Raw genomic sequence first — 22169 nt, forward strand, 5'->3', positions numbered from 1 at the left:
AGTGCCGCATCTCTTCGCCACCAGCGACCTCCACGTCACCCATGAGGGCAACGCCCCGCTCGTAGACGAGGTCGTCCCCAGGACCCCCGACGACTGGCTGCTCGTGGCCGGTGACGTCGCCGAACGCGCCGAATCCGTGATCGGGGTGCTCAGGACCTTGCGTGAACGCTTCGCGAAGGTCGTCTGGGTGCCCGGAAACCACGAGCTGTGGACCACCCAGAAGGATGAATGCCAGCTGCGGGGACAGGCGCGCTACGAGCACTTGGTCGAGCGCTGCCGCGAGATCGACGTCCTCACTCCGGAGGATCCGTACCCGGTGTGGGAACACCAGGAGAAGCCGCTGACGATCGCCCCGCTGTTCGTGCTCTACGACTACAGCTGGCGCACCCCCGCGGCCGACGGCCTGCCGATGCTGGCGGCCATCGAGCAGGCAAGGGAGGCCGGCGTGCTGTGCACGGACGAGTTCTTCCTGCATCCGGACCCGTATCCCAGCAGGCAGGCGTGGTGCGCCGACCGGGTGAAGATCAGCACGGAACGGCTGGAGGCGATCCCCGAGGACCACGGGACGATCCTCATGTCGCACTGGCCGCTGCACCGCCACCCGACCGAGCCGCTGTACTTCCCGGAGTTCGCGCTGTGGTGCGGGACGACGGAGACCGAGGACTGGCACCAGCGCTTCCGGGCGGAGGTCGCCGTCTACGGGCACCTGCACATCCCGCGCTCCACGGAAGCGGACGGTGTGCGGTTCGAAGAGGTTTCGCTCGGCTATCCGCGTGAGTGGCGGAAGCGGTCGCGGGGGCCGATCCCGCTGCGGCGCATCTTCTGACGCCTCGTGAGTGGTAAGGACGGTTAGAACCGTCCTTACCACTCACGAGGCGTGACCAACTCAGTACCGGTGTCCCTTGCTCACTCGGAGTCCGTGGCCGGGAGTTCAGCCGCGTCCGGGACCGTCCTGGCCGGGACGGCGCCGCCGCAGGTACCGCTCGAACTCGGCCGCGATCTTGTCCCCGCTCACGTCGTCCAGCGTGAACTCGGTCTCCGCGTCACCGCGCTCCTCGAGCCCCCGGACGTACTCGCTGATCTCCTCGTCCTCCTCGGCCATCTCGGTGACCGTCCGCTGCCACTCCTCGGCCTGCTCGGGCAGGGCGCCGAGCGGGATCTCGACGTCGAGGACGTCCTCGAGCTTGTGCAGCAGCGCCAGCGTGGCCTTGGGCGACGGCGGATGCGAGACGTAGTGCGGCACGGCCGCCCAGATCGACACCGCCGGGACGCCCGCCTGCACGCAGTAGTCCTGCAGGACCCCGACGATGCCGGTCGGCCCCTGGTAGTTGTTCAGCTCCAGGCCGAACTGCGAAGCGGTGTCCTTGTCGTACGCCGTCCCGGTGACCGGGACAGGGCGGGTGTGCGCGGTGTCGGCCAGGAGCGCGCCGAGGGTGACTACCGTGGCGACTTCCAGTTGCTGGATGTGCTCGAGCAGTTCGGCGCAGAAGGCGCGCCAGCGCATATTCGGTTCGGGGCCCTGGACCAGCACGATGTCGCGGCTGAAGCCCTCCGGGCGGCACACCGAGAGCCGCGTGGTCGGCCAGTCGACCCTTCGGGTGACGCCGTCCACCATGCGTACGGTCGGTCTGCTGACCTGGAAGTCGTAGTACTCGTCAGGACTCAGCTCGCTCAGCGGTGTCGCATCCCAGTTGAGCTGGAGATGCTCGACCGCCCGGCTGGCCGCGTCACCTGCGTCGTTCCATCCTTCGAAGGCGACGATCATGATCGGCTTGCTGTCATCCGGGTGGTCGCGGCCGGGCCGCTGGGTCTCGTCGACGGGCTCACTCACCGGACCAGCCTACGACCAGGGGGCCGTGCGGCGTTGGGCATGTCCGGTGGCGTTTCGCCGGGGCGAACCGTGCGGAGCCGACGTAACGCGACATTTCGGGCAGTGGCCTCGCCGCCGACGTGAATCCGTCTCGGCTACCGTGGGTCCCGGAAGGTCCATCCGATCATGAGGGGGAACCGTGACCGAACCGTCCACACTGGACGGACTCGCCGCCGTGCTGTGGGACATGGACGGCACGCTGGTCGACTCGGAGAAGCTGTGGGACGTCGCGCTCTACGAGGCCGTCGAAAGCCTCGGCGGCACCTTGGCCGAGGAGCAGCGCCTGAGTCTCGTCGGGTCCAATATGGACGACACGGCCGCCTTCCTCCTCGAAGTGTGCGCCAGGCCCGTCACGCCCGAGTCGATCGCGGAGATGGGGGAGTGGATCCGCCGCCGCACGGCCAATCTGTTCGACGGCCCGCTCCCGTGGCGCCCCGGCGCGCAGGAGCTGCTCGAACTGTTGCGCGCCAACGGTGTCCCGATGGCGCTGGTCACCTCCACCGAACGGTCGCTGACCGAGCTCGCGCTCAACACCATCGGCCGCGAGCACTTCGCCGCCACGGTCTGCGGCGACGAGGTCGATGGTCTGAACAAGCCGAACGCCAGGCCGTACCAGCTGGCCGCGGAGTTGCTGGGAGTCCCGGCTTCCCGGTGTGTCGCGATCGAGGATTCCCCGCCGGGCGCGGCTTCGGCGGCCGCCGCGGGCTGCACGGTGGTGGTGATCCCGAACGACGTCGAGGTCGAGCCGGGTGAACGGCGCGTGTTCCGTTCGTCGCTGGTGGGTCTCGACGTGTCGGCGCTGACCGCGCTCCTGCCTTGACCGCCATGTCGCATTTCCGCTAGACCCAGCCCCGTGCGGTCGGTGATGCTTGCCGGGTGCATGAGGATTTCGAGCGCTGCGTCCGGGCGGTCCAGTCGAAGGACGCCCGGTTCGACGGCTGGTTCTTCACCGCGGTGCTGACGACGCGGATCTACTGCCGGGCGAGTTGCCCGGTCGTCCCGCCCAAACCGGAGAACATGAGCTTCTACCCGAGCGCGGCCGCCGCGCAGGAGGCCGGGTTCCGCGCCTGCAAGCGATGCCGTCCGGACGCGAGCCCGGGTTCGCCGCAGTGGAACGAGCGCGCGGACCTGGTGGCCAGGGCGATGCGGCTGATCGCCGACGGCGTCGTCGACACCCACGGAGTGAGCGGGCTGGCCGCCCGGCTGGGCTACAGCGTCCGGCAGGTGGAGCGGCATGTGCGCGCCGAACTCGGTGCCGGCCCGCTCAGCCTCGCCCGCGCGCAGCGGGCGCAGACGGCACGGCTGCTGATCGAGACGACCGGCCTGTCGATGATCGACGTCGCCCTCGCCGCGGGCTTCGGCAGCGTCCGGACCTTCAACGACACAGTGCGAGAGGTCTTCGCCCTGTCCCCGACGGAGCTGCGGGCTCGCGTCCGCACGGCGCCGGCCACCGCACCTGGCACGCTGAGCCTGCGCTTGCCGTACCGGAAGCCGTTGTTCCCGGACAACCTCTTCGGGCATCTGGTCGCGACAGGCGTCCCCGGCGTCGAAGAATGGCGCGACGGCGCGTACCGCCGGACGCTGAGGCTCCCGCACGGTCCCGCCATCGTCGCGCTCAAGCCGGAGGACGGCTACATCGGCTGCCGTCTCACAGTCTCTGACCTGCGAGACCTCTCGACCGCGATCAGCCGTTGCCGCCGCCTGCTCGACCTCGACGCCGACCCGATCGCGGTCGACGAGGCGCTGGCGGCGGACCCGCTGCTCGAGCCACTCGTTGCCGCCGCGCCGGGCAGGCGGGTGCCGAGGACGGTCGACGGTGACGAGTTCGCCGTCCGCGCCGTCCTGGGCCAGCAGGTGTCCACCGCCGCGGCCCGCACCCACGCGGCCCGGCTGGTCCTCGCGCACGGTGCCCCCATCGACGACCCGGACGGCGGCCTCACACATGTCTTCCCGGACGCCGCCGCGCTGGCGGACATCGACCCGGAGAGCCTCGCGATGCCGCAGAGCCGCAAGCGGACCCTGCTCGGTCTCGTGGCCGAACTGAACGACGGCGACCTCGACCTCGGCGCGGGAAGTGACTGGCAGCGAGCCCGCGAGCGGCTGCACGCGCTGCCCGGTTTCGGCCCGTGGACCGTCGAGAGCATCGCGATGCGCTCGCTCGGCGATCCGGACGCCTTCCTGCCGACCGACCTCGGCGTCAAGGTCGCCGCGAAGGGTCTCGGACTCGGCCCGTCCGCGTTCGCCGCGCACGCCGAACGCTGGCGCCCGTGGCGCGCCTACGCCGTCCAACACCTCTGGGCGACCGGAGATCACCCGATCAACCGGCTGCCCGCCGCCTGAATTTCGAGGAGCGCCATGCGCACGCACACCGTCATCGACAGCCCGTACGACAAGCTGACCCTGGTCGCGGACGGCGAAAGCCTCTGCGGGGTGTACATGGTCCAGCAGCGGCATCGCCCGGCCGAGGAGACGTTCGGCCATCCGGATCCGGGCTCGCCGATCTTCGTGGACACCGAAAAACAGCTGAAGGAGTACTTCGCCGGCCAGCGGAAGGAATTCGATCTCCCACTGAGCTTCGGGGGCACCGAATTCCAGCGGATGGTCTGGGAAGGGCTGCTCGGGATCCCGTATGGCGAGACGGTCTCCTACGGTCAGCTCGCCGACCGGCTCGGCAGGCCCACCGCGTCGCGCGCGGTCGGTCTCGCGAACGGGAAGAACCCGATCAGCATCATCGTGCCGTGCCATCGGGTGATCGGTTCCAACGGCGATCTCACCGGATACGGCGGTGGCGTCGAACGGAAGCGGCACCTGCTCGACTTCGAGCGGGGCGGCGCGGCGCTGTTCTGAAGTGTGACGCGACCGGCACCACACCGGCCCGGGGCAGCGCGGTGCGGGCGCGGATGGAAGGATCTCCAGACTGTGAAGACCTTCGATGAGCTGTTCGCCGAGCTTGCCGACCGCGCCCGCACGCGGCCCGACGGTTCCGGCACCGTCGCCGCGCTCGACGCGGGAGTGCACGCGCAGGGCAAGAAGGTGCTCGAAGAGGCGGGTGAGGTGTGGATCGCCGCCGAGCACGAATCCGACGACAGGCTCGCCGAGGAGATCTCACAGCTGCTGTACCGCGTGCAGGTGCTCATGCTCGGCCGAGGACTGTCGACAGAGGACGTGTACCGGTACCTGTGACGCGTTCGCGTCCGGAGAACCAAGGAGAAGCAATGCTGCGTGTCGCCGTGCCGAACAAGGGAGCCCTCGCCGCCGCCGCGTCGGAGATGCTCGGAGAGGCCGGCTACCGCAGGCGACATGAGGCCCGCGACCTGACCGTGCTGGACACCGTCAACGAGGTCGAGTTCTTCTTCTTGCGTCCCAAGGACATCGCGATCTACGTCGGGTCCGGCGAGCTGGATCTCGGCATCACCGGCCGCGACCTCGCGCTCGACTCCGGCGCCCCGGTCGAGGAGATCCTCGGCCTCGGCTTCGGCGGTTCCACCTTCCGGTACGCCGCACCCGCGGGCCGGGAGTGGAAGGCCGAAGACCTGCAGGGCAAGCGGCTCGCGACGTCGTATCCGCGCCTCGTGCGCGAGAACCTGAAGCAGCACGGGGTGGAGGCGGAGGTCATCCGTCTCGACGGCGCCGTCGAGATCTCGATCCAGCTCGGCGTCGCCGACGCCATCGCGGACGTCGTCGAGTCCGGACGTTCGCTGCGCCAGCACAACCTCGTGGCCTTCGGGGATCCGATCTGCGTGTCGGAGGCGGTGTTGCTGCAGCGGGCCGGCACCGAGCACACTCGGCCGAAGGACCAGCTGAAGGCACGGCTGCAGGGAGTCGTCTTCGCGCAGCACTACATGATGCTGGACTACGACTGCCCGCGTTCGCTGCTCGACGCGGCCATCGCGATCACGCCGGGTCTCGAGTCCCCGACCGTCGCGCCGCTGGCGGACGAAGACTGGGTGGCCGTGCGGGCGATGGTGCCGCGCAAGGAGGTCAACCGGATCATGGACGAACTCGCCGAGACCGGTGCCAAGGCCGTGCTGGCTTCGGACATCCGGGCCTGCCGCCTCTGACCCCGGTCACAGACGCCATGAAAGGTCCTTTCCTTGCAAATTTCGCAAGGAAAGGACCTTTCACGGCGTTGGTCAGCGGGGCCGGTTCGGCTTCTTGGGCATCAGGTCGTAGAGCTTCTTGCGTGCCCCGTTGTCCTTCGCACTGCGGGTCACCGACACCTCGGTGATGAAGTCCTCGAAGACGAACTCCTCGTCCGCGGGCACGATCGCCGCGGCAGGATGGTTCTGCAGATAGCCGTCCAGTGTCGCCGCGATCTCCCGGAACGACAGCGCCTGCAAGGTTTCCGGCGCGTAGGTCGTCACCGGTACGCCGTGCGCGGCGGCCTCGTTCATCACGACGCCGAGTGGGACGTGCGACAGCATCGGGATCCCGAACGCGTACAACTCCTGCAACGCCGCCGCCGCGTAGTGCGAGATCGGGCGGCGGTACAGACCGGGGACGAGGCCGTAGTAGGCGATCGGCGGACGGCCGACGGTCTGTTCGACGTAACGCACCTGGTCCGCGAGCAGGCGCAGCGCGCGGATGCTCGTCCGGTCCGGCTGCACCGGCACGAGGATCCCGTGCGAAGCGGCGAGCGCGTTGTTGGTCAGGACGTCGAGCGCGGGCGGGCAGTCGATGATGATGTGGTCGTAGTTCGCGAACTGGATGACCCTGGCCAGCTGCCAGCCGGGCACCCGGAACTGGTCCAGCCGCCGGATCAGGTCGAACATGCCCGGCGAGGTCGGGATGACGTCGAACGCGCCGCCCCGGCCGAGGTTGCTGCGCGGATGCCGCACGGCGAGTTCCTCGATCGGCCCCTTCCATACCTTGGTCAGGGCTTTCGCCAGGCTGGGCATGTCATGCGCCACCTCGTCGAGCCCGAGGAGTTCGGTGGTCGCGTGGCCCTGGGGGTCGAGGTCGATCAGCAGCACCCGGCGGCCGCGTTCGGCCAGTGCGGCCGCCGCGCCCACGCTGAGTGAGGTCTTGCCGACCCCGCCTTTCTGGTTGACCACCGAGGTGATCTGCATGCCGAAGCGCTCCCTGTGTCTGTTTGTTCCGGGAAGGCTATTGGAAACCCGCCGAGAAAGCGCGTCTATCCGATGGTGTTTTGGTCGCGCGCTACCGGAAGCATCCCGCAGGGCGCGGGCCCGCGCCCTGCGGTGCAGCTGGTCAGGGCCGTGCGGCTGCCACGTCAGCCCGCCTGTCGCGGTCGCACCAGGAGAGCCTGGGCGCCGGAGGCGACCGGGCCCGAGGCGTCGTGCAGCGTGGTGGTCGCCGTCCCGATTCCGTTCGGGCCGACCAGGGTGGCCGCGTCGACGCCGATCCAGTCGCCCAGCGGTGGGCGGCGGAGGTGCACCGTCAGCTCCGAGTTGATGAACCACCACACACGCGGGTCGAGGAAGTTCGAGATCCCGTTGCCGGAGTCCGCGAGGACGAACAGCCGCTGCAGCGGGCTGGGCTTCTCCCCGTCGACGAGGGCGACGTGCTGGCGGCCCCAGACGGTCGCCGGTCCAGCCGCGTCGAGCGCGCCCTTGACCCGCCGCCACTCGACGGCGTCGAGGTACCCGCCGTGCCAGCCCTCCGGCCAGGAGGACGTCGGCAGCCCCTCCGGCGAAGGCAGCGCCGGACCTTCCGCGGTGGCCACCGCCGTGGTGTCCGAGGTCGCGATACGCCACGCCGACGCACGGGCGACGACCCGCTCACCGTGGGAGAGTTCGGCCACCAGCCACTCGACCGAGCGGCCCGGCCGCTCCACCCACGCCCGCACCGAAAGCTCCTTCAGCGGCGCGGGCCCGAGGATCTCGATCGTCACCCGTGCCAGCTGGCTCGCGTGCGTCGCCTCGACCTCTTCGAGCGCGCGGACCAGCAACGCCGAGGGCGGCCCGAAGTGCTGCGCGTCCGGGGTCCAAGGGCCGGCGGTGTGCGGGGTCGGGAGGAAGACGCCGTCACCTGACGGCACGTAGAAGGCTTCTGTCACAAGGGCACTCTAATCAGCACGGTCCAATACGGACTCCTCGCCGGGATCCGGCTCTGGCCAGCCAGGATACGGCGGGGGAGTGCCGCCGTACTGCGGGCAGAGCGCCTGGTGATCGCACCACGCGCAGAGTTTGCTCGGATTGGGGCGGAAATCGCCGGTCTTGCCCGCTTTGAGGATCGCCTGCCAGATCGCCTCCAGTGTGCGCTCGAAGCGGATCAGCTCACCCTCGTCCGGCGTGTAGGCGAGGGACTGCCCGTCGGTGAGGTACATCAGTTTCAGCTGGCGCGGCACGACACCGCGAAGCCGCCAGAGGACCACGGCGTAGAACTTCATCTGGAACATCGCCTTGGCCTCGCCGATCTCGCGCGGCGCGGCGCCGGTCTTGTAGTCGACGACCCGGATCTCGCCGGTCGGCGCGACGTCCAGCCTGTCGACGTAGCCCCGAAGCAGCACCCCGGAGCCGAGCTCGATCTCGACGTGCAGCTCGCACGCCTCAGGCTCCAGACGGCGCGGATCCTCGAGGCCGAAGTAGGTGTCGACGAGCTGCTCGGCCGACGAGAGCCACGAGGTGACGGCCTCGGGATCGTCCTGGTCGAACAGCTCGATCCATTCCGGGCGTTCCGCGGACAGGTCCTCCCACGCCGGCGCGAGCAGTTCCTTTGCCTGCGGCGGGGTGCGATCGGCTTGGGGAAGGGAGAACAGGCGCTCCAGCACGGAATGCACCAGCGTGCCGCGCAGCTGGGCCTTCGTCGGGACCTCGGGCAGTCTGTCGACCGCTCGGAAGCGGTAGAGCAGCGGGCACTGCTTGAAGTCGCTGGCACGCGACGGGGACAGGGCCGGCCGACGGCGCGGGACTTCGGCGCCGGGCGGCGGATCGGCGGTGACCGTGTCGGTGTCGGGCATGGGGTGAGCGTATCGCCGGGCACCGACAGTTTCGGGGCCGCGACGCACCGGAGCGACATGACCGACACCACCCGGACGGGAAGGGCGGGTTACCGGCACCCCACACCTGGGCATCTACGCTCTGACACATGGCGGTGACGGGTGAGCAGGGCCCGCCTCGACGAGGCGTGGCGCCAGAGGGTGGGCTCCTGCTGTTCCGGGTATCCGGGATCCCCGTGCTGCTGGCCCCTTCGTGGTGGATCGGCTCCCTGATCATCGTGGTGCTCTACACGCCGCTGGTCGGGCGGATCCTGCCCGGCGCGACGACGTTGACCTCGTGGCTGCTGGCGGCCGCGTTCGCGGTCCTTCTCGGACTCTCCGTGCTCGCGCACGAACTCGGGCACTGCCTGGTCGCGCTGCGGCTCGGGATCCCGGTCCGGCGCCTGCGGCTGTTCCTGCTCGGCGGTCTCTCCGAGGTCGCCAGGACCCCCCGCGAGCCGAGGCAAGAAGGGCTCGTCGCGGCCGCGGGACCGATCGTTTCCCTGCTGCTCGGCGGTTTCTGCGGTCTGCTCATGTTCGCCGTCCCACCGGAAAGCGCGGCATGGCTGCTCATCGCCGAATGCGCCGTCGCGAACTTCGCCGTCGGGATCTTCAACCTCCTTCCCGGGCTTCCGCTCGACGGCGGCAGGCTGGTCCGCGCCGGGGTCTGGGCGGCGACCGGCCGCCGTGAGAAGGGCACGCGGGCAGCGGTCGTCGGTGGCGGTGTCGTCGCCGCCGGACTGCTCGTCTGGGCGCTGTGGGGGCTGGCGGCGGGCAGCGAGGACCGCTGGCTCCGGCTCGGTGTCTGCGTCGTGACGGCGTGGTTCGTGATCCTCGGCGCCCGAAGCGAACTCGCCGCCGAAACCCGCCGGGGGTGGCCGGAAGGTGTGCGGCTGAGCGAACTCGTCCGTCCCGTTCTCCAGCTTCCGGCGGAAAGCCCCGTCTCGGACGCGCTGGCCGCATCGGCGGGCCGCGGGGTGGTCCTGGTGCGTGCCGACGGCGTCGCGGCGGGCCTGCTCGACGAGACGGCAGCCGCGCAGCTGGCCGGGACGTCGCCGCACGCGCCCGCGGAGATGGCCGCGGAGCCGATCCGTGCCGACACCGTGCTGCTTTCCTCGGAGTCGGGGGAGGAGATAGCCGAGCGGGTGCGGGAAACGGCCGCGTGGCAGTTCCTCGTGGTGGACGACGAAGGCAGGCCCGCGGGGGTGCTCAGGCGTGAAGACCTGCGCGCCGCGATGACCCGGAGCCGACCCCCGGCGTAGCGCGGTGCGGCCACCTGCGAGGATCGGTCGTCGATCTGTGTTCGCGCGTATGGAGGTTCAGTGTCGGTCCGAGGGCCGTTTCGTGTTGGTGACCGGGTTCAGCTGACCGACTCCAAGGGGCGGCACTACACCATGGTCCTCGCCGAGGGACAGCAATATCACACCCATCGCGGCGCGCTGGCGCATGACGACGTGATCGGTGCGCAGGAGGGATCGGTCGTCACTTCGGCAGGCGGCAGCCACTATCTGGCGCTTCGCCCGCTGCTGCCGGACTACGTGTTGTCGATGCCGCGTGGCGCGCAGGTGATCTACCCGAAGGACGCCGCGCAGATCGTGATGTGGGGCGACATCTTCCCGGGGGCGCGGGTACTCGAGGCGGGCGCCGGCTCCGGCGCGCTGACCTGTTCGCTGCTGCGGGCGGTCGGTTCGGAAGGGACCGTGCGGTCCTACGAGATCCGGGACGACCACGCCGAACACGCCGAGCGGAACGTCGAGAAGTTCTTCGGCCACAAGCCGGACAACTGGTCGCTGACGGTCGCGGACCTGTCGACGCACACCGGCGAGGTCGACCGCGTCGTCCTCGACATGCTGGCGCCTTGGGACCAGCTGGAGACGGTCGCCGCGCATCTGGTGCCGGGCGGCGTGCTCACGGTCTATGTGGCGACGGTCACACAGCTTTCGCGGATCACGGAAGCCTTGCGGGACCAGCAGTGCTGGACCGAGCCGGAATCGTGGGAGACCCTCATGCGGCCTTGGCACGTCGTGAGCCTCGCGGTGCGGCCGGACCACCGGATGGTCGCGCACACCGCGTTCCTGCTGACGGCGCGCCGTCTGGCTGACGGCACCGTTTCGCCGCGGGTGCACCGCCGCTCCGGCAAGGGCTGATCGGTACAGCCGGTCGTGAGTGGCGTTTCGGGTTCTCTTTGAGGGAAGGGCAAACGTGGCGTGATCGACTTCCTGTCACGCGGGCCGTCTTCGCCGATTGCGTGCCCGATTGATGTCATGATGTCCGCTTCTTGCCGGGGTCGTGAGCGGCATAGACGGTTAGAACGATCATTGCCACTCACGACCCCCGCGCAAAGCACCCAAATCGGGCACGCGGGGGTGTCTTTGTGTCCCTTGCGGACAGTGGGGTCGCGATCAGTCCGGCAGGCCGGGCCTCCAGCGCGCAGCACGCCACATTTGCCTAACCCCTCAATAACCCGAAACGCCACTCACGACGTCAGGGCACGCACCACTTGCCGTCGTGCTTCTTGAGCGGGAACGGCGTGTCCTTCTGGCCGCCCACGCCTTCGACGTGGACGGTCACCGTGGCGGAGTCGCCGCTGACCACCGGCGGATCCGGGACGGTCGCGGTCACCTTGCCCGCCGCCGCCCATTTCCGGCCGAGCTCGGCCAGATCGGCCGACGACTGCTGGACGCAGGTGAGTTTCCCGAACGCCGTCGCGTCGTGGTTGACGATGGCCGCGGCGATCGCCTTGCCGACCACCTCGACCGCGGCCACGTCCGGATCCACCGGAACCGGACGGGACGACACCGGCGGTGGAGTGGGCGTGCCGGTGCTCGACGCGGCCGGGTCGGAGCCGGAGGGGGCCACCAGGAGCAGCCCCACCACGACCCCGGCCACGACCGCGCCACAAACCACCGCCACGGCGATCAGCTTGTGGCTCACCGTCACGGACAGGTCACTTCTTGTCGGCCTTGATGTCCTTGAGGCACCACAGGTCCGACTCCTTGGCCGCCGTGATGGTGCCTTCCGCCATCTTGGTGCCCTGGGTGGCGCGGTAACGGCCGGTCGCCCGGTCGCCGCTTTCCTTGGCTGGCTCGGTGATCTCGAGCTTGATGGGGTCGAGCGGCTTGCCCTCGTCCTTGGTGTTCTCGCTGCGGCAGATCAGGTCGAGGAACGTCTTCTTGTCACCCGCGCTGTAGGAGGTCGCGGCGCTTTCGAAGACTTCCTGCGGCGTGGCCTTGCCGCCGGGCGCCGGACCTGAGCTCTTCGTCGACGACGTGCTCGGCGAGCTGGACCTCGTACGGGTCGAGCTCGGCTTCTGCGACGAGGAGGACGGGGCCTCCGACGGGGCGGCGCTGCTGGTGGGCGGCGCGGCGGTCGGGTTGTCGTCACCCGAGTTCAGCGCGATGACCAGCGCGGTGACACCGCCACCGACCAGCAGGACCGCGCCGATCGCGATGCCGACGATCAGGCCGGTCTTCTTTTTCTTGGGTGGCTCTCCGCCGCCGAACCCGCCTTCCTGCGGGTAGGCGTTGTAGCCGCCCTGCTGCCCGTACGGGTCCGGCTGGCCGAACTGCTGCGTGCCGCCAGGGTATCCCTGCTGGGGCTGAGGACCGCTCTGCGGGTAGCCGCCTTGTTGCTGGCCGTACGGGTCCTGTCCGTACTGGCCGCCACCGGGGTATCCCTGTTGCGGCTGGGGGCCGCTCTGCGGGTACCCGCCCTGCTGGCCGTACGGATCTTGTCCGTAGCCGCCGGGCTGCTGCGGCGGGTAAGTCATGGCTGGTGCCCCCTAGCTGTTCTGCGAAAATGCTCAACATGACGTGCGGGTCCGCCTCCCCGGCGAACGTCGCCCGATGCTAGCCATCGAGCCGGATCGCCGCTCGATTAGGGCCGAACTGAGACCGGAAACCCGTTTGCACCCGGACGGAGCCGGGTATTCCGTCGCAGGTCAGGCCAGGTGGACGGATTGTGACCATGAGTGTGCCGGACCCGGCACCGGGATGGCCCCTTGCGCGTCGCGAAGGTACGTGCTGGCGGGTCGTCCGGAACGCGACGCGCCGATCTTGTGATGCGGAAAGGCCTTTTATTGTCGGTGATCGCCGGTACCGTGGAATGAAAAGCACTCCGAGGAGGTGCCCGATGCATCATGACCTTCCCGGAGGTCGGCGCGAGGAGGCCGACCCTTCAGAAACGACCGGAGCTGGAACCACGTCCGACGAGCAGGCACGTCAAATCCGCTTCCTCGAGGAGGAAGTCGCCCTGCTGCGCCGGAAGCTCACCGATTCCCCACGTCAGAACCGAGTGCTGGAGCAGCGACTCGCCGAGGCGTCGGAACGCGTGAGCCAACTCACTGAACGCAACACGAAACTGGTCGAGACGCTCCGCGAGGCGCGTGGTCAGTTGCTCGCGTTGCGGGAGGAGGTCGACAGGCTGGCCCAGCCTCCGAGCGGTTACGGCGTGTTCGTCACCGCGTACGAGGACAACACGGTGGACGTGTTCACCGCGGGCCGCAAAATGCGGGTTTCGGTCTCACCCGCGGTCGAGGTCTCGTCGCTTCAGCGCGGACAGGCGTTGCGGCTCAACGAGGCGCTGACCGTCGTCGAGGGCGGTGACTTCGAGCGGATCGGCGAGGTCTGCGCGCTGCGCGAGGTGCTGGCCCCGGACGTCGAGGGCGGCAGCCCCCGTGCGCTCGTGGTCGGGCACGCGGACGAGGAGCGGGTCGTCCTGCTCTCCGATCCGCTGTCCGAACAGCCCCTCAAGCCGGGCGATTCCCTGCTGGTGGACTCGAAAGCCGGTTACGCCTACGAACGCGTGCCGAAGGCGGAGGTCGAGGATCTCGTGCTGGAGGAGGTGCCCGACGTCCGGTACGAGGACATCGGTGGCCTGACCCGGCAGATCGAGCAGATCCGCGACGCCGTCGAGCTTCCGTTCCTGCACGCTGATCTCTACCAGGAGTACCAGCTGCGGCCGCCGAAGGGCGTCCTGCTCTACGGGCCTCCTGGCTGCGGTAAGACCCTCATCGCCAAGGCGGTGGCCAACTCGCTCGCCAAGAAGGTCGCGGAAGCCCGCGGCGACTCGGCGGACGGGAAGTCCTACTTCCTGAACATCAAGGGTCCGGAACTGCTGAACAAGTTCGTCGGGGAGACCGAGCGGCATATCCGCCTGATCTTCCAGCGAGCTCGGGAAAAGGCCTCCGAAGGCACCCCGGTGATCGTGTTCTTCGACGAGATGGACTCGATCTTCCGCACCCGCGGTTCGGGCGTGTCCTCCGACGTGGAGACCACGATCGTCCCGCAGCTGCTTTCGGAGATCGACGGTGTGGAAGGCCTGGAGAACGTCATCGTCATCGGCGCCTCCAACCGTGAGGACATGATCGACCCGGCGATCCTGCGGCCGGGCCGGCTCGACGTCAAGATCAAGATCGAGCGTCCGGACGCCGAAGGCGCGAAGGACATCTTCTCCAAGTACCTGTCCGATGGCCTGCCGATCCACGCGGACGACCTCGCCGAGTTCGGCGGGGACCGCAGGGCGACGTTCGACGCGATGATCCAGCACACGGTCGAGCGGATGTACGAGGAGACGGACGAGAACCGGTTCCTCGAGGTCACCTACGCCAACGGTGACAAGGAAGTCCTGTACTTCCGCGACTTCAACTCGGGCGCGATGATCCAGAACATCGTGGACAGGGCGAAGAAGTCGGCGATCAAGTCGGTGCTGGAGACCCAGCAGCCCGGTTTGCGCGTGCAGCACCTGCTGGACGCGATCGTCGACGAGTTCGCGGAGAACGAGGACCTGCCCAACACCACCAACCCGGACGACTGGGCCCGGATCTCCGGTAAGAAGGGCGAGCGGATCGTGTACATCCGCACGCTCGTCACCGGCAAGAACCAGGATTCGGGGCGGGCGATCGACACCGCCACGAACACCGGTCAGTACCTGTAGGACAAGCCGAAAGGGCCCTTCGCCGCAGCACCTGCGGCGAAGGGCCCTTTCGTGTCACGCGGGTACGGGTTCCCGGACCTTCTTGCGCACGCTTAGCCGCCCGTGCGCGGCCAGGATCCCCAGGACGACGAGCAACGCGCCGACGGGCTGGTTCCACGCCAAGGGTTCGTCGAGGACGAGAACACCGAGCAGCACACCCACGACAGGTGTGAGGTAGGTCACGGCTGACGCGTTCGACGCGCCCCACGCCGCGATGATCGACGCGTTCCAGGCGTAGGCGAGCCCGGTGCCCAGTGCTCCGAGCGCGATCATGCTGAGGACGATCGGCGTGTCGAGGCGGACCGGAGTCGTCGCGATGAACGGCGCGAGTACGAGCATCACGACGGCACCACAGCAGACCTGTCCTAGCGCGACAGTGGGCGCGTCGAGGTTCCGCCAGGAAATGAACCGTCGCACGTAGACGAACGAGATGCCGTAGCAGGTCGTCGCGCCCAGGCACGCCAGTTGCGCGGTCAGCTCGTGGGAGACATCGATCCCTTGCCAGACCCCGACGATGGTGAGCACTCCCAGGAATCCGAGGACCAGTCCGGTCGTGCGGGCCTTCGTGAAGCGTTCCGACGGCAGGGCCGCGGCGGCGATGAGCATGGTGATCAGCGGGGTCGTCGCGTTGAAGATGCTGGCGAGCCCGGAGGAGATGTACTGCTCGGCCCAGGAGAACAGCAGGAACGGGATGACGCACAGCAGCACGGAGACGACCGCGAGATGGCCCCAGAGCGCCGGATCGCGGGGGAGCGGCTTACGGCGCCACGCGGCGATGGCGATCAGCGCCACGGCGCCGAGGCAGACGCGCGAGAGCGCCACCTGAGCCGGCGACAGGCCGGTGAGACCGACCTTGATGAACAGAAAACTCGCACCCCAGACGACCGCGAGCGCCGCGAACCGGATCGCGATACCGAAACGTCCCAATTGTCCTTCTCCTGAACCCTCAAGCCGGGGCTCAGTGAATCCCGGAATCCCGTTGCGCTCCAGCGGTTTTCGGACGATGTGTCCGAAGACTCGCGCGTGGCGGTCACCCGAACCGTCTGTATAACGACCTATACTTTCGGGCTGTGAGCGAATCCTCCGGGCGCCCGCGCGCGCCGATCACCGAAGCCGATGTCCTGGCCTGGCTGGAAACGACGGCGGCCGCCGTGCGGGCGGGGGAGGTGAGCGCCCCCGAACTCATCGAGATTCTGGGGGAGTTGCGCCGCGCCTCCGCGGCCTGCGCCGACGCGTCGGACTGGGCACTGCTCGCCGCCAGAGAAGAGGGCGCCAGCCTCCGTCAGATCGCGCCTGTCTTCGGCAAGGGTTACGTTCGGGCTCCGGCGGCGCGCCTCGAAAAGCTCCATCGGCAGGCGCAGAACTCGAGCCAGTGGCTCGCGATCCTCCGCCACAAGAACGAAGGAGCCCGGTGACAGACTCGGAAACCCCCGTCGGCGACCGGATCGCCGTCGGACTGGCGGCGCTCGGCAGGCCCGCGTACATCAACCTCGGCCGGGTCGAGGCGCTGCCGCCAGGACGCGAGTTCGAGGCGATGCGCGCGGCGACCTACGACGTGCTGGACGACGCGTATCGCGCGGGCGTCCGCTGGATCGACGTCGCTCGTTCGTATGGTTCTTCGGAGGAGTTCCTCGCCGGCTGGCTCGCCGACCGCGGACACCTGGGCGTCACCGTGTCGAGCAAATGGGGCTACCGCTACGTGGGGGAGTGGAAGCTCGACGCGGAGGTGCACGAGGTCAAGGAGCACACCGCGGCGCGGTTCGCCGAGCAGTGGACCGAATCCGCCGGGCTGCTGGGGAAAGCGATCTCGCTCTACCAGGTCCATTCGCTCACTGTGGACAGTCCACTGTTCACCGACGACCGGCTGATCGGAGCGCTGGCGGAACTCGCCGCGGACGGGGTGCCGGTGGGGTTCTCGACGTCCGGACCGTCGCAGGCCGACGCCGTCCGCCGGGCGTTCGAGCTGGAGGTGTCCGGAACGCCGGTCTTCAGTGCCGTGCAGTCGACGTGGAACCTGCTCGAACCGTCCGTCGGCCCGGCGCTCGCGGAGGCGCACGCCGCCGGGAAACGGGTGCTGCTCAAGGAAACCGTCGCGAACGGACGGCTGGTGGTCGAGCCGCCTGCGCCGCTCGCGCGGATCGCGCGGGACCACGGGACGGGCCCGGACGCGGTGGCCATCGCGGCGGTGCTGGCGCAGGACTGGCGTCCGATCGCGGTCGTCGGCCCGTCGAGCACCGCCCAGCTCGCGGAGAATCTCGTTGCCGCGAAGGTGAAACTCGCCGAAGACGAACTCGCGGAGCTGGCCGCGCTCGCGGAGGAACCGGTCGCTTACTGGCGGCACCGATCCTGCCTCGGCTGGCATTGAGGGGCTGGACTAGTCTCGCGGCAAACGTCAGGCGGAAGCCGGGAGGGCTCGGGGTGCGTCATCGGCAGGTGCTCGCGGTGGCGACGGTCGCGCTGTTCGGTCTGTCGGGATGCGCCGACCGTCCCAACGACCTCGACACCTACTACGACGACCCGACACCGACGCCCGCGGCCGAGCCGTCACAGCCCTCGGTCAAACCGCAGGCCAACCCGGTGCCGCCGTCGTCGACCCGGCCTCCCGTCCCCGCGGCCGTTTCCGCCGCGTTGCTGACCGACGAGGACGTCGCCGAGGAAGAGGTCGTCCCCGGCGACAGCAAGGTGTCCGGCTGTCTGACCGGTCTCACCCGGGGCACGAGCCGCTCGGCCACGTGGTCGTACCCCAGCGGCTCGACGCTGGAACATCAGGTCACCGAGTACCCCGACCGTGACGCTTCGGACGTCGTCCTCCGGGCGGACTGCGACGGCAAGAAACTCACCCTCGCGAAGCAAACCGGCGTCGAGGTCCAGCGCGCCTGGTGCGACGGCACGACGTGCACGGTGTTACTCGCCAAGGGGAAGCTCGTCTCCGCCCTCAGCGTGACGGCCGGAACCGAGGCGCGGGCAACGGAAGCGGCGAAGCGGCTGTTGCCGATCGTCGCGCAGCGCCTCCGTTCCGCCTAGCGGGCGTTCTCCCGCCGGAACCATTCCAGCGCACCGAGACGGCCGTCCGGCACGAACGCGCTCGAAGGATCGTCGAGCCACGAACGCAATTCGGCCAACGTCAGCCAACGCCCTTCGACGACTTCGGACGGCTGATGGACGAAGGGGCCGTCCCAACGCGTTTCGAACGCGAAGTTGTGGCAGCGGATCGTGTCGTCGTCGGTGACATGGACGAAAAGCGGCCGTAGTTCCGCTCCGTGAACACCCAGTTCTTCAGCCAGTTCCCGGCGCGCGCACTCTTCCGGTGTCTCACCCGCCGCGACGATGCCGCCCGCCCAGCAGTCCCAAGTGGAGGGATAGACGTCCTTCGTGGGAGTACGCAGGTGCACGTAGACGGAGTCTCCGTCACCCGAACGGACCAACACCACGCCCGCCGCGTGCCAGAGCCCTTCGGCGCGGACCCGGGAGCGCGTGGCCGCTCCCACCACGGTTCCGCCGAGGTCATAGAGCGCAACGAGTTCGTCACTGCCTGACATGGGGGGCATCGTCGCACGGCCCGGACCCCGTAGGGTGGTGGGTATGCGGCGGATCATGGGAACCGAAGTCGAGTACGGCATCGCGGTGCCGGGCGACGCGACGGCGAACCCGGTACTCACCTCGACCCAGGTCGTGCTCGCCTACGCGGCCGCGGCGGACGTCCCGCGGGCCAGGCGGGCACGGTGGGACTACGAGGTGGAATCGCCCCTGCGCGACGCGCGCGGGTTCGACCTGACCGGCCCGAGCGGCCCGGGACACGACCCGGACGTCGAGGACCTCGGCGCGGCGAACGTGATCCTGACCAACGGAGCGCGGCTGTACGTCGACCACGCGCACCCCGAGTATTCGGCGCCCGAGGTGACGAACGCGCGCGACGCGGTCATCTGGGACAAGGCGGGCGAACGGGTCATGGAGGAGGCGGCGCGCAAGGCCGCCACCGTGCCGGGACAGCCGCCGTTGCAGCTGTACAAGAACAACGTCGACGGCAAGGGCGCGAGCTACGGCACGCACGAGAACTACCTGATGCAGCGGTCGACCCCGTTCACCGCGGTGATCGCGGGGCTGACGCCGTTCTTCGTGTCCCGCCAGGTGATCACGGGCTCAGGCCGCGTCGGTGTCGGGCAGCAGAGCGAAGAAGCGGGCTTCCAGCTCTCGCAGCGCTCGGACTACATCGAGGTCGAGGTTGGCCTGGAGACCACGCTCAAACGCGGGATCATCAACACTCGAGACGAGCCGCACGCCGACGCGGACAAGTACCGCCGTCTGCACGTCATCATCGGCGACGCGAACCTGGCCGAGTACTCGACGTACCTCAAGGTCGGCACGACGGCGCTGGTGCTGGACCTGATCGAGGCGGGCATCCGGTTCGACGACCTGAAACTGGACGAACCGGTGCGGGCCGTCCACCAGATCAGCCACGACCCGACGCTGAAGGCGAAGGTGTCGCTGGCCAACGGGCGCAAGTACACCGGGCTGGACCTCCAGTTCGCCTACCACGAGATCGCGTCGGCGAACCTGGAGCGCACCGGCGCGGACGAGGCCTCCAAGGAGGTCTTGCGGGTCTGGGGCGAGATCCTGGACGCGCTGGCGCGGGACCCCCAGGAATGCGCGGACAGGCTGGACTGGCCGGCGAAGCTGCGGTTGCTCGAGGGCTACCGCGCGCGGGACCAGCTGGCCTGGGGCGCGCCGCGGTTGCGGCTGGTCGACCTGCAGTACTCGGATGTCCGGCTGGACAAGGGTCTGTACAACAGGCTCGTCACCAGGGGTTCGATGAAGCGCCTGGTGACCGAGGAGGAGGTGCTGGAGGCGGTCACGACCCCGCCTTCGGACACCAGGGCCTACTTCCGGGGCCGCACGCTGGAGAAGTACGCCAACTCCATCGCCGCGGCGTCGTGGGATTCGGTCATCTTCGACGTCGGCAGGGAATCGCTGGTGCGGATCCCGACGTTGGAGCCGTTGCGGGGCACGAAGGCCCACGTGGGGAAGTTGCTGGACGACTCCGCGACCGCCGAGGAGCTGGTGGAGGCGCTCACCGGTTCGGACTAGCGGGATTTCCTTTCATCGGGGTTAAGCGATCACGGATCCCACGGATTGTCGGGACCGCTGGGTAGGCTAGGAAACATCGGCCACACCGGGAGGCGAGATGGCTCAGGAAAAGATCGAAAAGCACGGCGGCGGCGACTCGGACGAAGAGTTCGAGGACGGCGGTCCGGCGGGTCAGGAACGGCGCGAGAAGCTCGGCGAGGACGTCGACACGATCCTCGACGAGATCGACGACGTGCTCGAGGAGAACGCCGAGGACTTCGTCCGCGCCTACGTGCAAAAGGGCGGCGAGTAGCTCGTTTTCCGGCGGCCCCGGGCCGGGGCCGCCTGTGCGGAGCCGGCGGATCACACAGATTGGAACTTTGAGCACGTATGGAACACACCTCGGGTAAGTCGGCGCTGCCCGCCGCGTACTTCTCGTCGGCGACCTCGTCGTTCTCGGACTTCCTCCGGGCGCAGGCGCCCGAGCTGCTCCCGGAGCGGCGGGTCTCGACCGGGGCGGGCGGGCTGGACGCCCCCCACGGGACGACGATCGTCGCGGTCAAGTTCGCGGGCGGGGTGCTGATCGCCGGTGACCGGCGGGCCACGTCAGGCAACCTGATCGCTTCGCGCGACATGGAGAAGGTCCACGTCACCGACGAGTACTCGGCCGTGGGCATCGCGGGCTCGGCCGGGCTGGCGATCGAGATGGTGCGGCTGTACGCGGTCGAACTGGCGCACTACGAGAAGATCGAGGGTGTTTCGCTCTCGCTCGACGGCAAGACGAACAAGCTCGCGGGGCTGGTGAAGTCCAACCTCGAGATGGCGATGGCGGGGCTGGCCGTGCTGCCGCTGTTCGTCGGGTACGACCTCGACGCCGAGGACGCGAAGCACGCGGGCCGGATCGTCTCGTACGACGCGACGGGCGGCCGCTACGAGGAGAACGCGGGCTACCACGCCATCGGCTCGGGTTCGCTGTTCGCGAAGGGCTCGCTGAAGAAGCTGTACGACCCGGACGCGGACGCCGAAGCCGCGATTCGGACGGCGGTGGAGGCGTTGTACGACGCGGCGGACGACGACACCGCGACCGGCGGGCCGGATCTGGTGCGCCGGATCTTCCCGACGATCGTGACGGTCACCGCGGAGCAGGGTGCGGTGGCGTTGCCGCTCGAGCAGACGACAGCGGTGGCCGAGGCCGTCGTGGCCGCACGAGCCGAGCGCGGGCGCTAGCCGTCCCTCCCTGTCCCTTCCCGATTAGAGCCCGAAAGAGCGGAGCACCACAGTGACGATGCCGTTGTACGCCTCTCCCGAGCAGTTGATGCGGGAGCGTTCCGAGATCGCGCGCAAGGGCATCGCGCGTGGCCGGAGCGTGGTCGTGCTCAAGTACCGCGGTGGCGTGCTGTTCGTGGCCGAGAACCCCTCGGCGACGTTGCACAAGGTGTCAGAGATCTACGACCGGATCGGTTTCGCGGCCGTGGGCCGCTACAGCGAGTTCGAGAACCTCCGTGTCGCCGGCATCCGGCACGCGGACCTGAAGGGCTACCAGTACGACCGGCGGGACGTCAGCGCGCGTGCGCTGGCGAACGCGTACGCCGCGACGCTGGGCAGCATCTTCACCGAGCAGCTGAAGCCGTTCGAGGTGGAGGTCTGCGTCGCCGAGGTCGGCGCGACCGCCGCCGAGGACCAGCTGTACCGGCTGACCTACGACGGCTCGATCTTCGACGAGCCGAAGTTCGTCGTGATGGGCGGTCAGGCCGACACGCTCACCACGAAGCTCAAGGAGAGCTTCGAGTCGGACATGGAGCTGGAAGCGGCGCTCGGCGTCGCGGTGAAGGCGTTGCGCGCCAACACCCCCACGCCCGCGAACGGCGACTCGGACCCGGTGAAGCTCGAGGTCGCCGTCCTGGAGCGGGAACGGCGTGGCCGCAAGTTCCGCCGGGTCGCCGGTGCCGCGCTGGACGCGCTGCTGCCCGCCGAGCCGGAGGAGCCGAAGGACGACGCCGAGGGCGACAAGCCCGATGGTGAGTCCAAGAAGGACTGAGCCTCTCGAAGTACGTGAAGGCCTCCTTGCCTACCGTGAGGGTCAGGGTCCCGGCAAAGTCGGCTATCCGCTGGTCAAGCGGGTGCCGGATGGGGCTCGTCACAGTGGCCGGGCACCTTCTCGACTGTCCACGGGGGCCACTTTCGGGGCGACCGTGCCCGGTTCGGGCGTTTTGTGCGGGGTCGTGGGGGGGGTTTTTGGGTTTCCCCCCAAACACCCCCCCCCACCCCCCCCCCGGGTTTCCCCCAAAACCTGGCCGGCGAAAAAGGTTTTTTGTGGGAAAC

The 22169-nt window shown here is 69.0% G+C and carries 24 protein-coding genes; 16 read left to right on the forward strand and 8 right to left on the reverse strand.

Going from position 1 to position 22169, the window contains the following annotated elements; translation table 11 throughout:
• The first annotated feature begins 1 nt into the window (after window position 1).
• Window positions 2–826: a metallophosphoesterase family protein gene (locus AC0685_RS28410; RefSeq protein WP_378444121.1), complete on the forward strand. Its 825-nt coding sequence runs from the start codon at window positions 2–4 to the stop codon at window positions 824–826.
• A gap of 105 nt (window positions 827–931) precedes the next feature.
• Here AC0685_RS28410 and AC0685_RS28415 read toward each other — a convergent pair whose 3' ends face one another.
• Window positions 932–1831: a PAC2 family protein gene (locus AC0685_RS28415; RefSeq protein ID WP_126732014.1), complete on the reverse strand. Its 900-nt coding sequence runs from the start codon at window positions 1829–1831 to the stop codon at window positions 932–934.
• Window positions 1832–2009: 178 nt separating this feature from the next.
• Here AC0685_RS28415 and AC0685_RS28420 point away from each other — a divergent pair, with 178 nt between their 5' ends.
• The 5 genes from AC0685_RS28420 to hisG all read left to right on the forward strand — a co-directional run bounded on the left by AC0685_RS28420 (window position 2010) and on the right by hisG (window position 5931).
• Window positions 2010–2690 (forward strand): HAD family hydrolase, encoded by a 681-nt coding sequence (locus AC0685_RS28420; protein WP_478228325.1) that lies wholly within the window; start codon window positions 2010–2012, stop codon window positions 2688–2690.
• Window positions 2691–2746: 56 nt separating this feature from the next.
• Window positions 2747–4210 (forward strand): AlkA N-terminal domain-containing protein, encoded by a 1464-nt coding sequence (locus tag AC0685_RS28425; RefSeq protein ID WP_478228326.1) that lies wholly within the window; start codon window positions 2747–2749, stop codon window positions 4208–4210.
• A gap of 15 nt (window positions 4211–4225) precedes the next feature.
• Window positions 4226–4717 carry a methylated-DNA--[protein]-cysteine S-methyltransferase gene (locus AC0685_RS28430; RefSeq protein ID WP_340682101.1) on the forward strand — a complete coding sequence of 164 codons (492 nt, stop codon included), beginning with the start codon at window positions 4226–4228 and terminating at the stop codon, window positions 4715–4717.
• 72 nt (window positions 4718–4789) lie between these two features.
• A complete protein-coding gene (locus AC0685_RS28435; protein ID WP_034306611.1) occupies window positions 4790–5053 on the forward strand; it encodes a phosphoribosyl-ATP diphosphatase in 264 nt (87 codons plus the stop codon).
• A 32-nt stretch (window positions 5054–5085) separates the two neighbouring features.
• On the forward strand, window positions 5086–5931 hold the full coding sequence (hisG, locus tag AC0685_RS28440) for an ATP phosphoribosyltransferase (protein ID WP_478228327.1): 846 nt from the start codon (window positions 5086–5088) through the stop codon (window positions 5929–5931).
• A gap of 72 nt (window positions 5932–6003) precedes the next feature.
• Here hisG and AC0685_RS28445 read toward each other — a convergent pair whose 3' ends face one another.
• The 3 genes from AC0685_RS28445 to AC0685_RS28455 all read right to left on the reverse strand — a co-directional run bounded on the left by AC0685_RS28445 (window position 6004) and on the right by AC0685_RS28455 (window position 8792).
• Window positions 6004–6939 (reverse strand): ParA family protein, encoded by a 936-nt coding sequence (locus tag AC0685_RS28445; RefSeq protein ID WP_034306615.1) that lies wholly within the window; start codon window positions 6937–6939, stop codon window positions 6004–6006.
• A gap of 164 nt (window positions 6940–7103) precedes the next feature.
• Complete coding sequence (locus tag AC0685_RS28450) at window positions 7104–7889, reverse strand: thioesterase family protein (RefSeq protein WP_478228328.1); 786 nt, start codon at window positions 7887–7889, stop codon at window positions 7104–7106.
• 9 nt (window positions 7890–7898) lie between these two features.
• Window positions 7899–8792 (reverse strand): RecB family exonuclease, encoded by an 894-nt coding sequence (locus AC0685_RS28455; protein ID WP_340681807.1) that lies wholly within the window; start codon window positions 8790–8792, stop codon window positions 7899–7901.
• Window positions 8793–8920: 128 nt separating this feature from the next.
• On the opposite strand from AC0685_RS28455, the gene AC0685_RS28460 reads away from it, so the two are divergent.
• Together AC0685_RS28460 and AC0685_RS28465 are read left to right on the forward strand one after the other, a co-directional pair.
• Window positions 8921–10072, forward strand: a complete 1152-nt coding sequence (locus AC0685_RS28460) for a M50 family metallopeptidase (protein WP_340681806.1) — start codon at window positions 8921–8923, stop codon at window positions 10070–10072.
• Window positions 10073–10132: 60 nt separating this feature from the next.
• Complete coding sequence (locus AC0685_RS28465; RefSeq protein ID WP_276370645.1) at window positions 10133–10957, forward strand: tRNA (adenine-N1)-methyltransferase; 825 nt, start codon at window positions 10133–10135, stop codon at window positions 10955–10957.
• 337 nt (window positions 10958–11294) lie between these two features.
• Here AC0685_RS28465 and AC0685_RS28470 read toward each other — a convergent pair whose 3' ends face one another.
• Window positions 11295–11750, reverse strand: a complete 456-nt coding sequence (locus AC0685_RS28470) for a hypothetical protein (protein ID WP_478228329.1) — start codon at window positions 11748–11750, stop codon at window positions 11295–11297.
• Between the two features lie 7 nt (window positions 11751–11757).
• The gene (locus AC0685_RS28475; RefSeq protein ID WP_478228330.1) at window positions 11758–12579 is read right to left on the reverse strand and encodes a hypothetical protein; all 822 of its coding nucleotides are present in this window, start codon (window positions 12577–12579) and stop codon (window positions 11758–11760) included.
• 362 nt (window positions 12580–12941) lie between these two features.
• Here AC0685_RS28475 and arc point away from each other — a divergent pair, with 362 nt between their 5' ends.
• Complete coding sequence (gene arc, locus AC0685_RS28480) at window positions 12942–14744, forward strand: proteasome ATPase (RefSeq protein WP_478228331.1); 1803 nt, start codon at window positions 12942–12944, stop codon at window positions 14742–14744.
• A 54-nt stretch (window positions 14745–14798) separates the two neighbouring features.
• Here arc and AC0685_RS28485 read toward each other — a convergent pair whose 3' ends face one another.
• Window positions 14799–15710, reverse strand: a complete 912-nt coding sequence (locus AC0685_RS28485) for a DMT family transporter (RefSeq protein ID WP_478228332.1) — start codon at window positions 15708–15710, stop codon at window positions 14799–14801.
• Between the two features lie 143 nt (window positions 15711–15853).
• Between AC0685_RS28485 and AC0685_RS28490 the strand changes: the two genes are divergently transcribed.
• Genes AC0685_RS28490 through AC0685_RS28500 form a run of 3 tightly spaced genes read left to right on the forward strand, consistent with a single transcriptional unit; the run spans window position 15854 to window position 17807 of the window.
• On the forward strand, window positions 15854–16198 hold the full coding sequence (locus AC0685_RS28490) for a hypothetical protein (RefSeq protein WP_125678154.1): 345 nt from the start codon (window positions 15854–15856) through the stop codon (window positions 16196–16198).
• On the forward strand, window positions 16195–17148 hold the full coding sequence (locus AC0685_RS28495) for an aldo/keto reductase (RefSeq protein ID WP_478228333.1): 954 nt from the start codon (window positions 16195–16197) through the stop codon (window positions 17146–17148). Before AC0685_RS28490 ends, AC0685_RS28495 begins: the two co-directional genes overlap by 4 nt.
• Window positions 17149–17201: 53 nt before the next feature.
• The gene (locus AC0685_RS28500; RefSeq protein ID WP_478228334.1) at window positions 17202–17807 is read left to right on the forward strand and encodes a hypothetical protein; all 606 of its coding nucleotides are present in this window, start codon (window positions 17202–17204) and stop codon (window positions 17805–17807) included.
• Here the strand turns inward: AC0685_RS28500 and AC0685_RS28505 are convergent.
• Window positions 17804–18322: an NUDIX hydrolase gene (locus tag AC0685_RS28505; protein ID WP_478228335.1), complete on the reverse strand. Its 519-nt coding sequence runs from the start codon at window positions 18320–18322 to the stop codon at window positions 17804–17806. The genes AC0685_RS28500 and AC0685_RS28505 overlap by 4 nt on opposite strands.
• A gap of 43 nt (window positions 18323–18365) precedes the next feature.
• Here AC0685_RS28505 and dop point away from each other — a divergent pair, with 43 nt between their 5' ends.
• The 4 genes from dop (at window position 18366) to prcA (ending at window position 21885) form a co-directional block, all read left to right on the forward strand.
• Window positions 18366–19868: a depupylase/deamidase Dop gene (gene dop, locus AC0685_RS28510; protein ID WP_478228336.1), complete on the forward strand. Its 1503-nt coding sequence runs from the start codon at window positions 18366–18368 to the stop codon at window positions 19866–19868.
• Between the two features lie 97 nt (window positions 19869–19965).
• Entirely contained in the window at window positions 19966–20160 is a 195-nt protein-coding gene (locus tag AC0685_RS28515) for a ubiquitin-like protein Pup (protein WP_037319666.1), read from the forward strand.
• A 77-nt stretch (window positions 20161–20237) separates the two neighbouring features.
• Window positions 20238–21074 carry a proteasome subunit beta gene (gene prcB, locus AC0685_RS28520; protein ID WP_378441607.1) on the forward strand — a complete coding sequence of 279 codons (837 nt, stop codon included), beginning with the start codon at window positions 20238–20240 and terminating at the stop codon, window positions 21072–21074.
• Between the two features lie 52 nt (window positions 21075–21126).
• A complete protein-coding gene (gene prcA, locus AC0685_RS28525) occupies window positions 21127–21885 on the forward strand; it encodes a proteasome subunit alpha (protein WP_478228337.1) in 759 nt (252 codons plus the stop codon).
• The last annotated feature ends 284 nt before the right edge of the window (window positions 21886–22169 follow it).

This window comes from Amycolatopsis sp. NPDC043889 (assembly GCF_056435645.1).

Coding starts and splice junctions, on each gene's coding strand:
- AC0685_RS28475 (WP_478228330.1), bottom strand. CDS start 12,579: ATGACTTACCCGCCGCAGCAGCCCGGCGGCTACGGACAAGATCCGTAC.
- dop (WP_478228336.1), top strand. CDS start 18,366: ATGCGGCGGATCATGGGAACCGAAGTCGAGTACGGCATCGCGGTGCCG.
- AC0685_RS28445 (WP_034306615.1), bottom strand. CDS start 6,939: ATGCAGATCACCTCGGTGGTCAACCAGAAAGGCGGGGTCGGCAAGACC.
- AC0685_RS28430 (WP_340682101.1), top strand. CDS start 4,226: ATGCGCACGCACACCGTCATCGACAGCCCGTACGACAAGCTGACCCTG.
- arc (WP_478228331.1), top strand. CDS start 12,942: ATGCATCATGACCTTCCCGGAGGTCGGCGCGAGGAGGCCGACCCTTCA.
- hisG (WP_478228327.1), top strand. CDS start 5,086: ATGCTGCGTGTCGCCGTGCCGAACAAGGGAGCCCTCGCCGCCGCCGCG.
- AC0685_RS28455 (WP_340681807.1), bottom strand. CDS start 8,792: ATGCCCGACACCGACACGGTCACCGCCGATCCGCCGCCCGGCGCCGAA.
- AC0685_RS28515 (WP_037319666.1), top strand. CDS start 19,966: ATGGCTCAGGAAAAGATCGAAAAGCACGGCGGCGGCGACTCGGACGAA.
- AC0685_RS28460 (WP_340681806.1), top strand. CDS start 8,921: ATGGCGGTGACGGGTGAGCAGGGCCCGCCTCGACGAGGCGTGGCGCCA.
- prcB (WP_378441607.1), top strand. CDS start 20,238: ATGGAACACACCTCGGGTAAGTCGGCGCTGCCCGCCGCGTACTTCTCG.
- AC0685_RS28505 (WP_478228335.1), bottom strand. CDS start 18,322: ATGTCAGGCAGTGACGAACTCGTTGCGCTCTATGACCTCGGCGGAACC.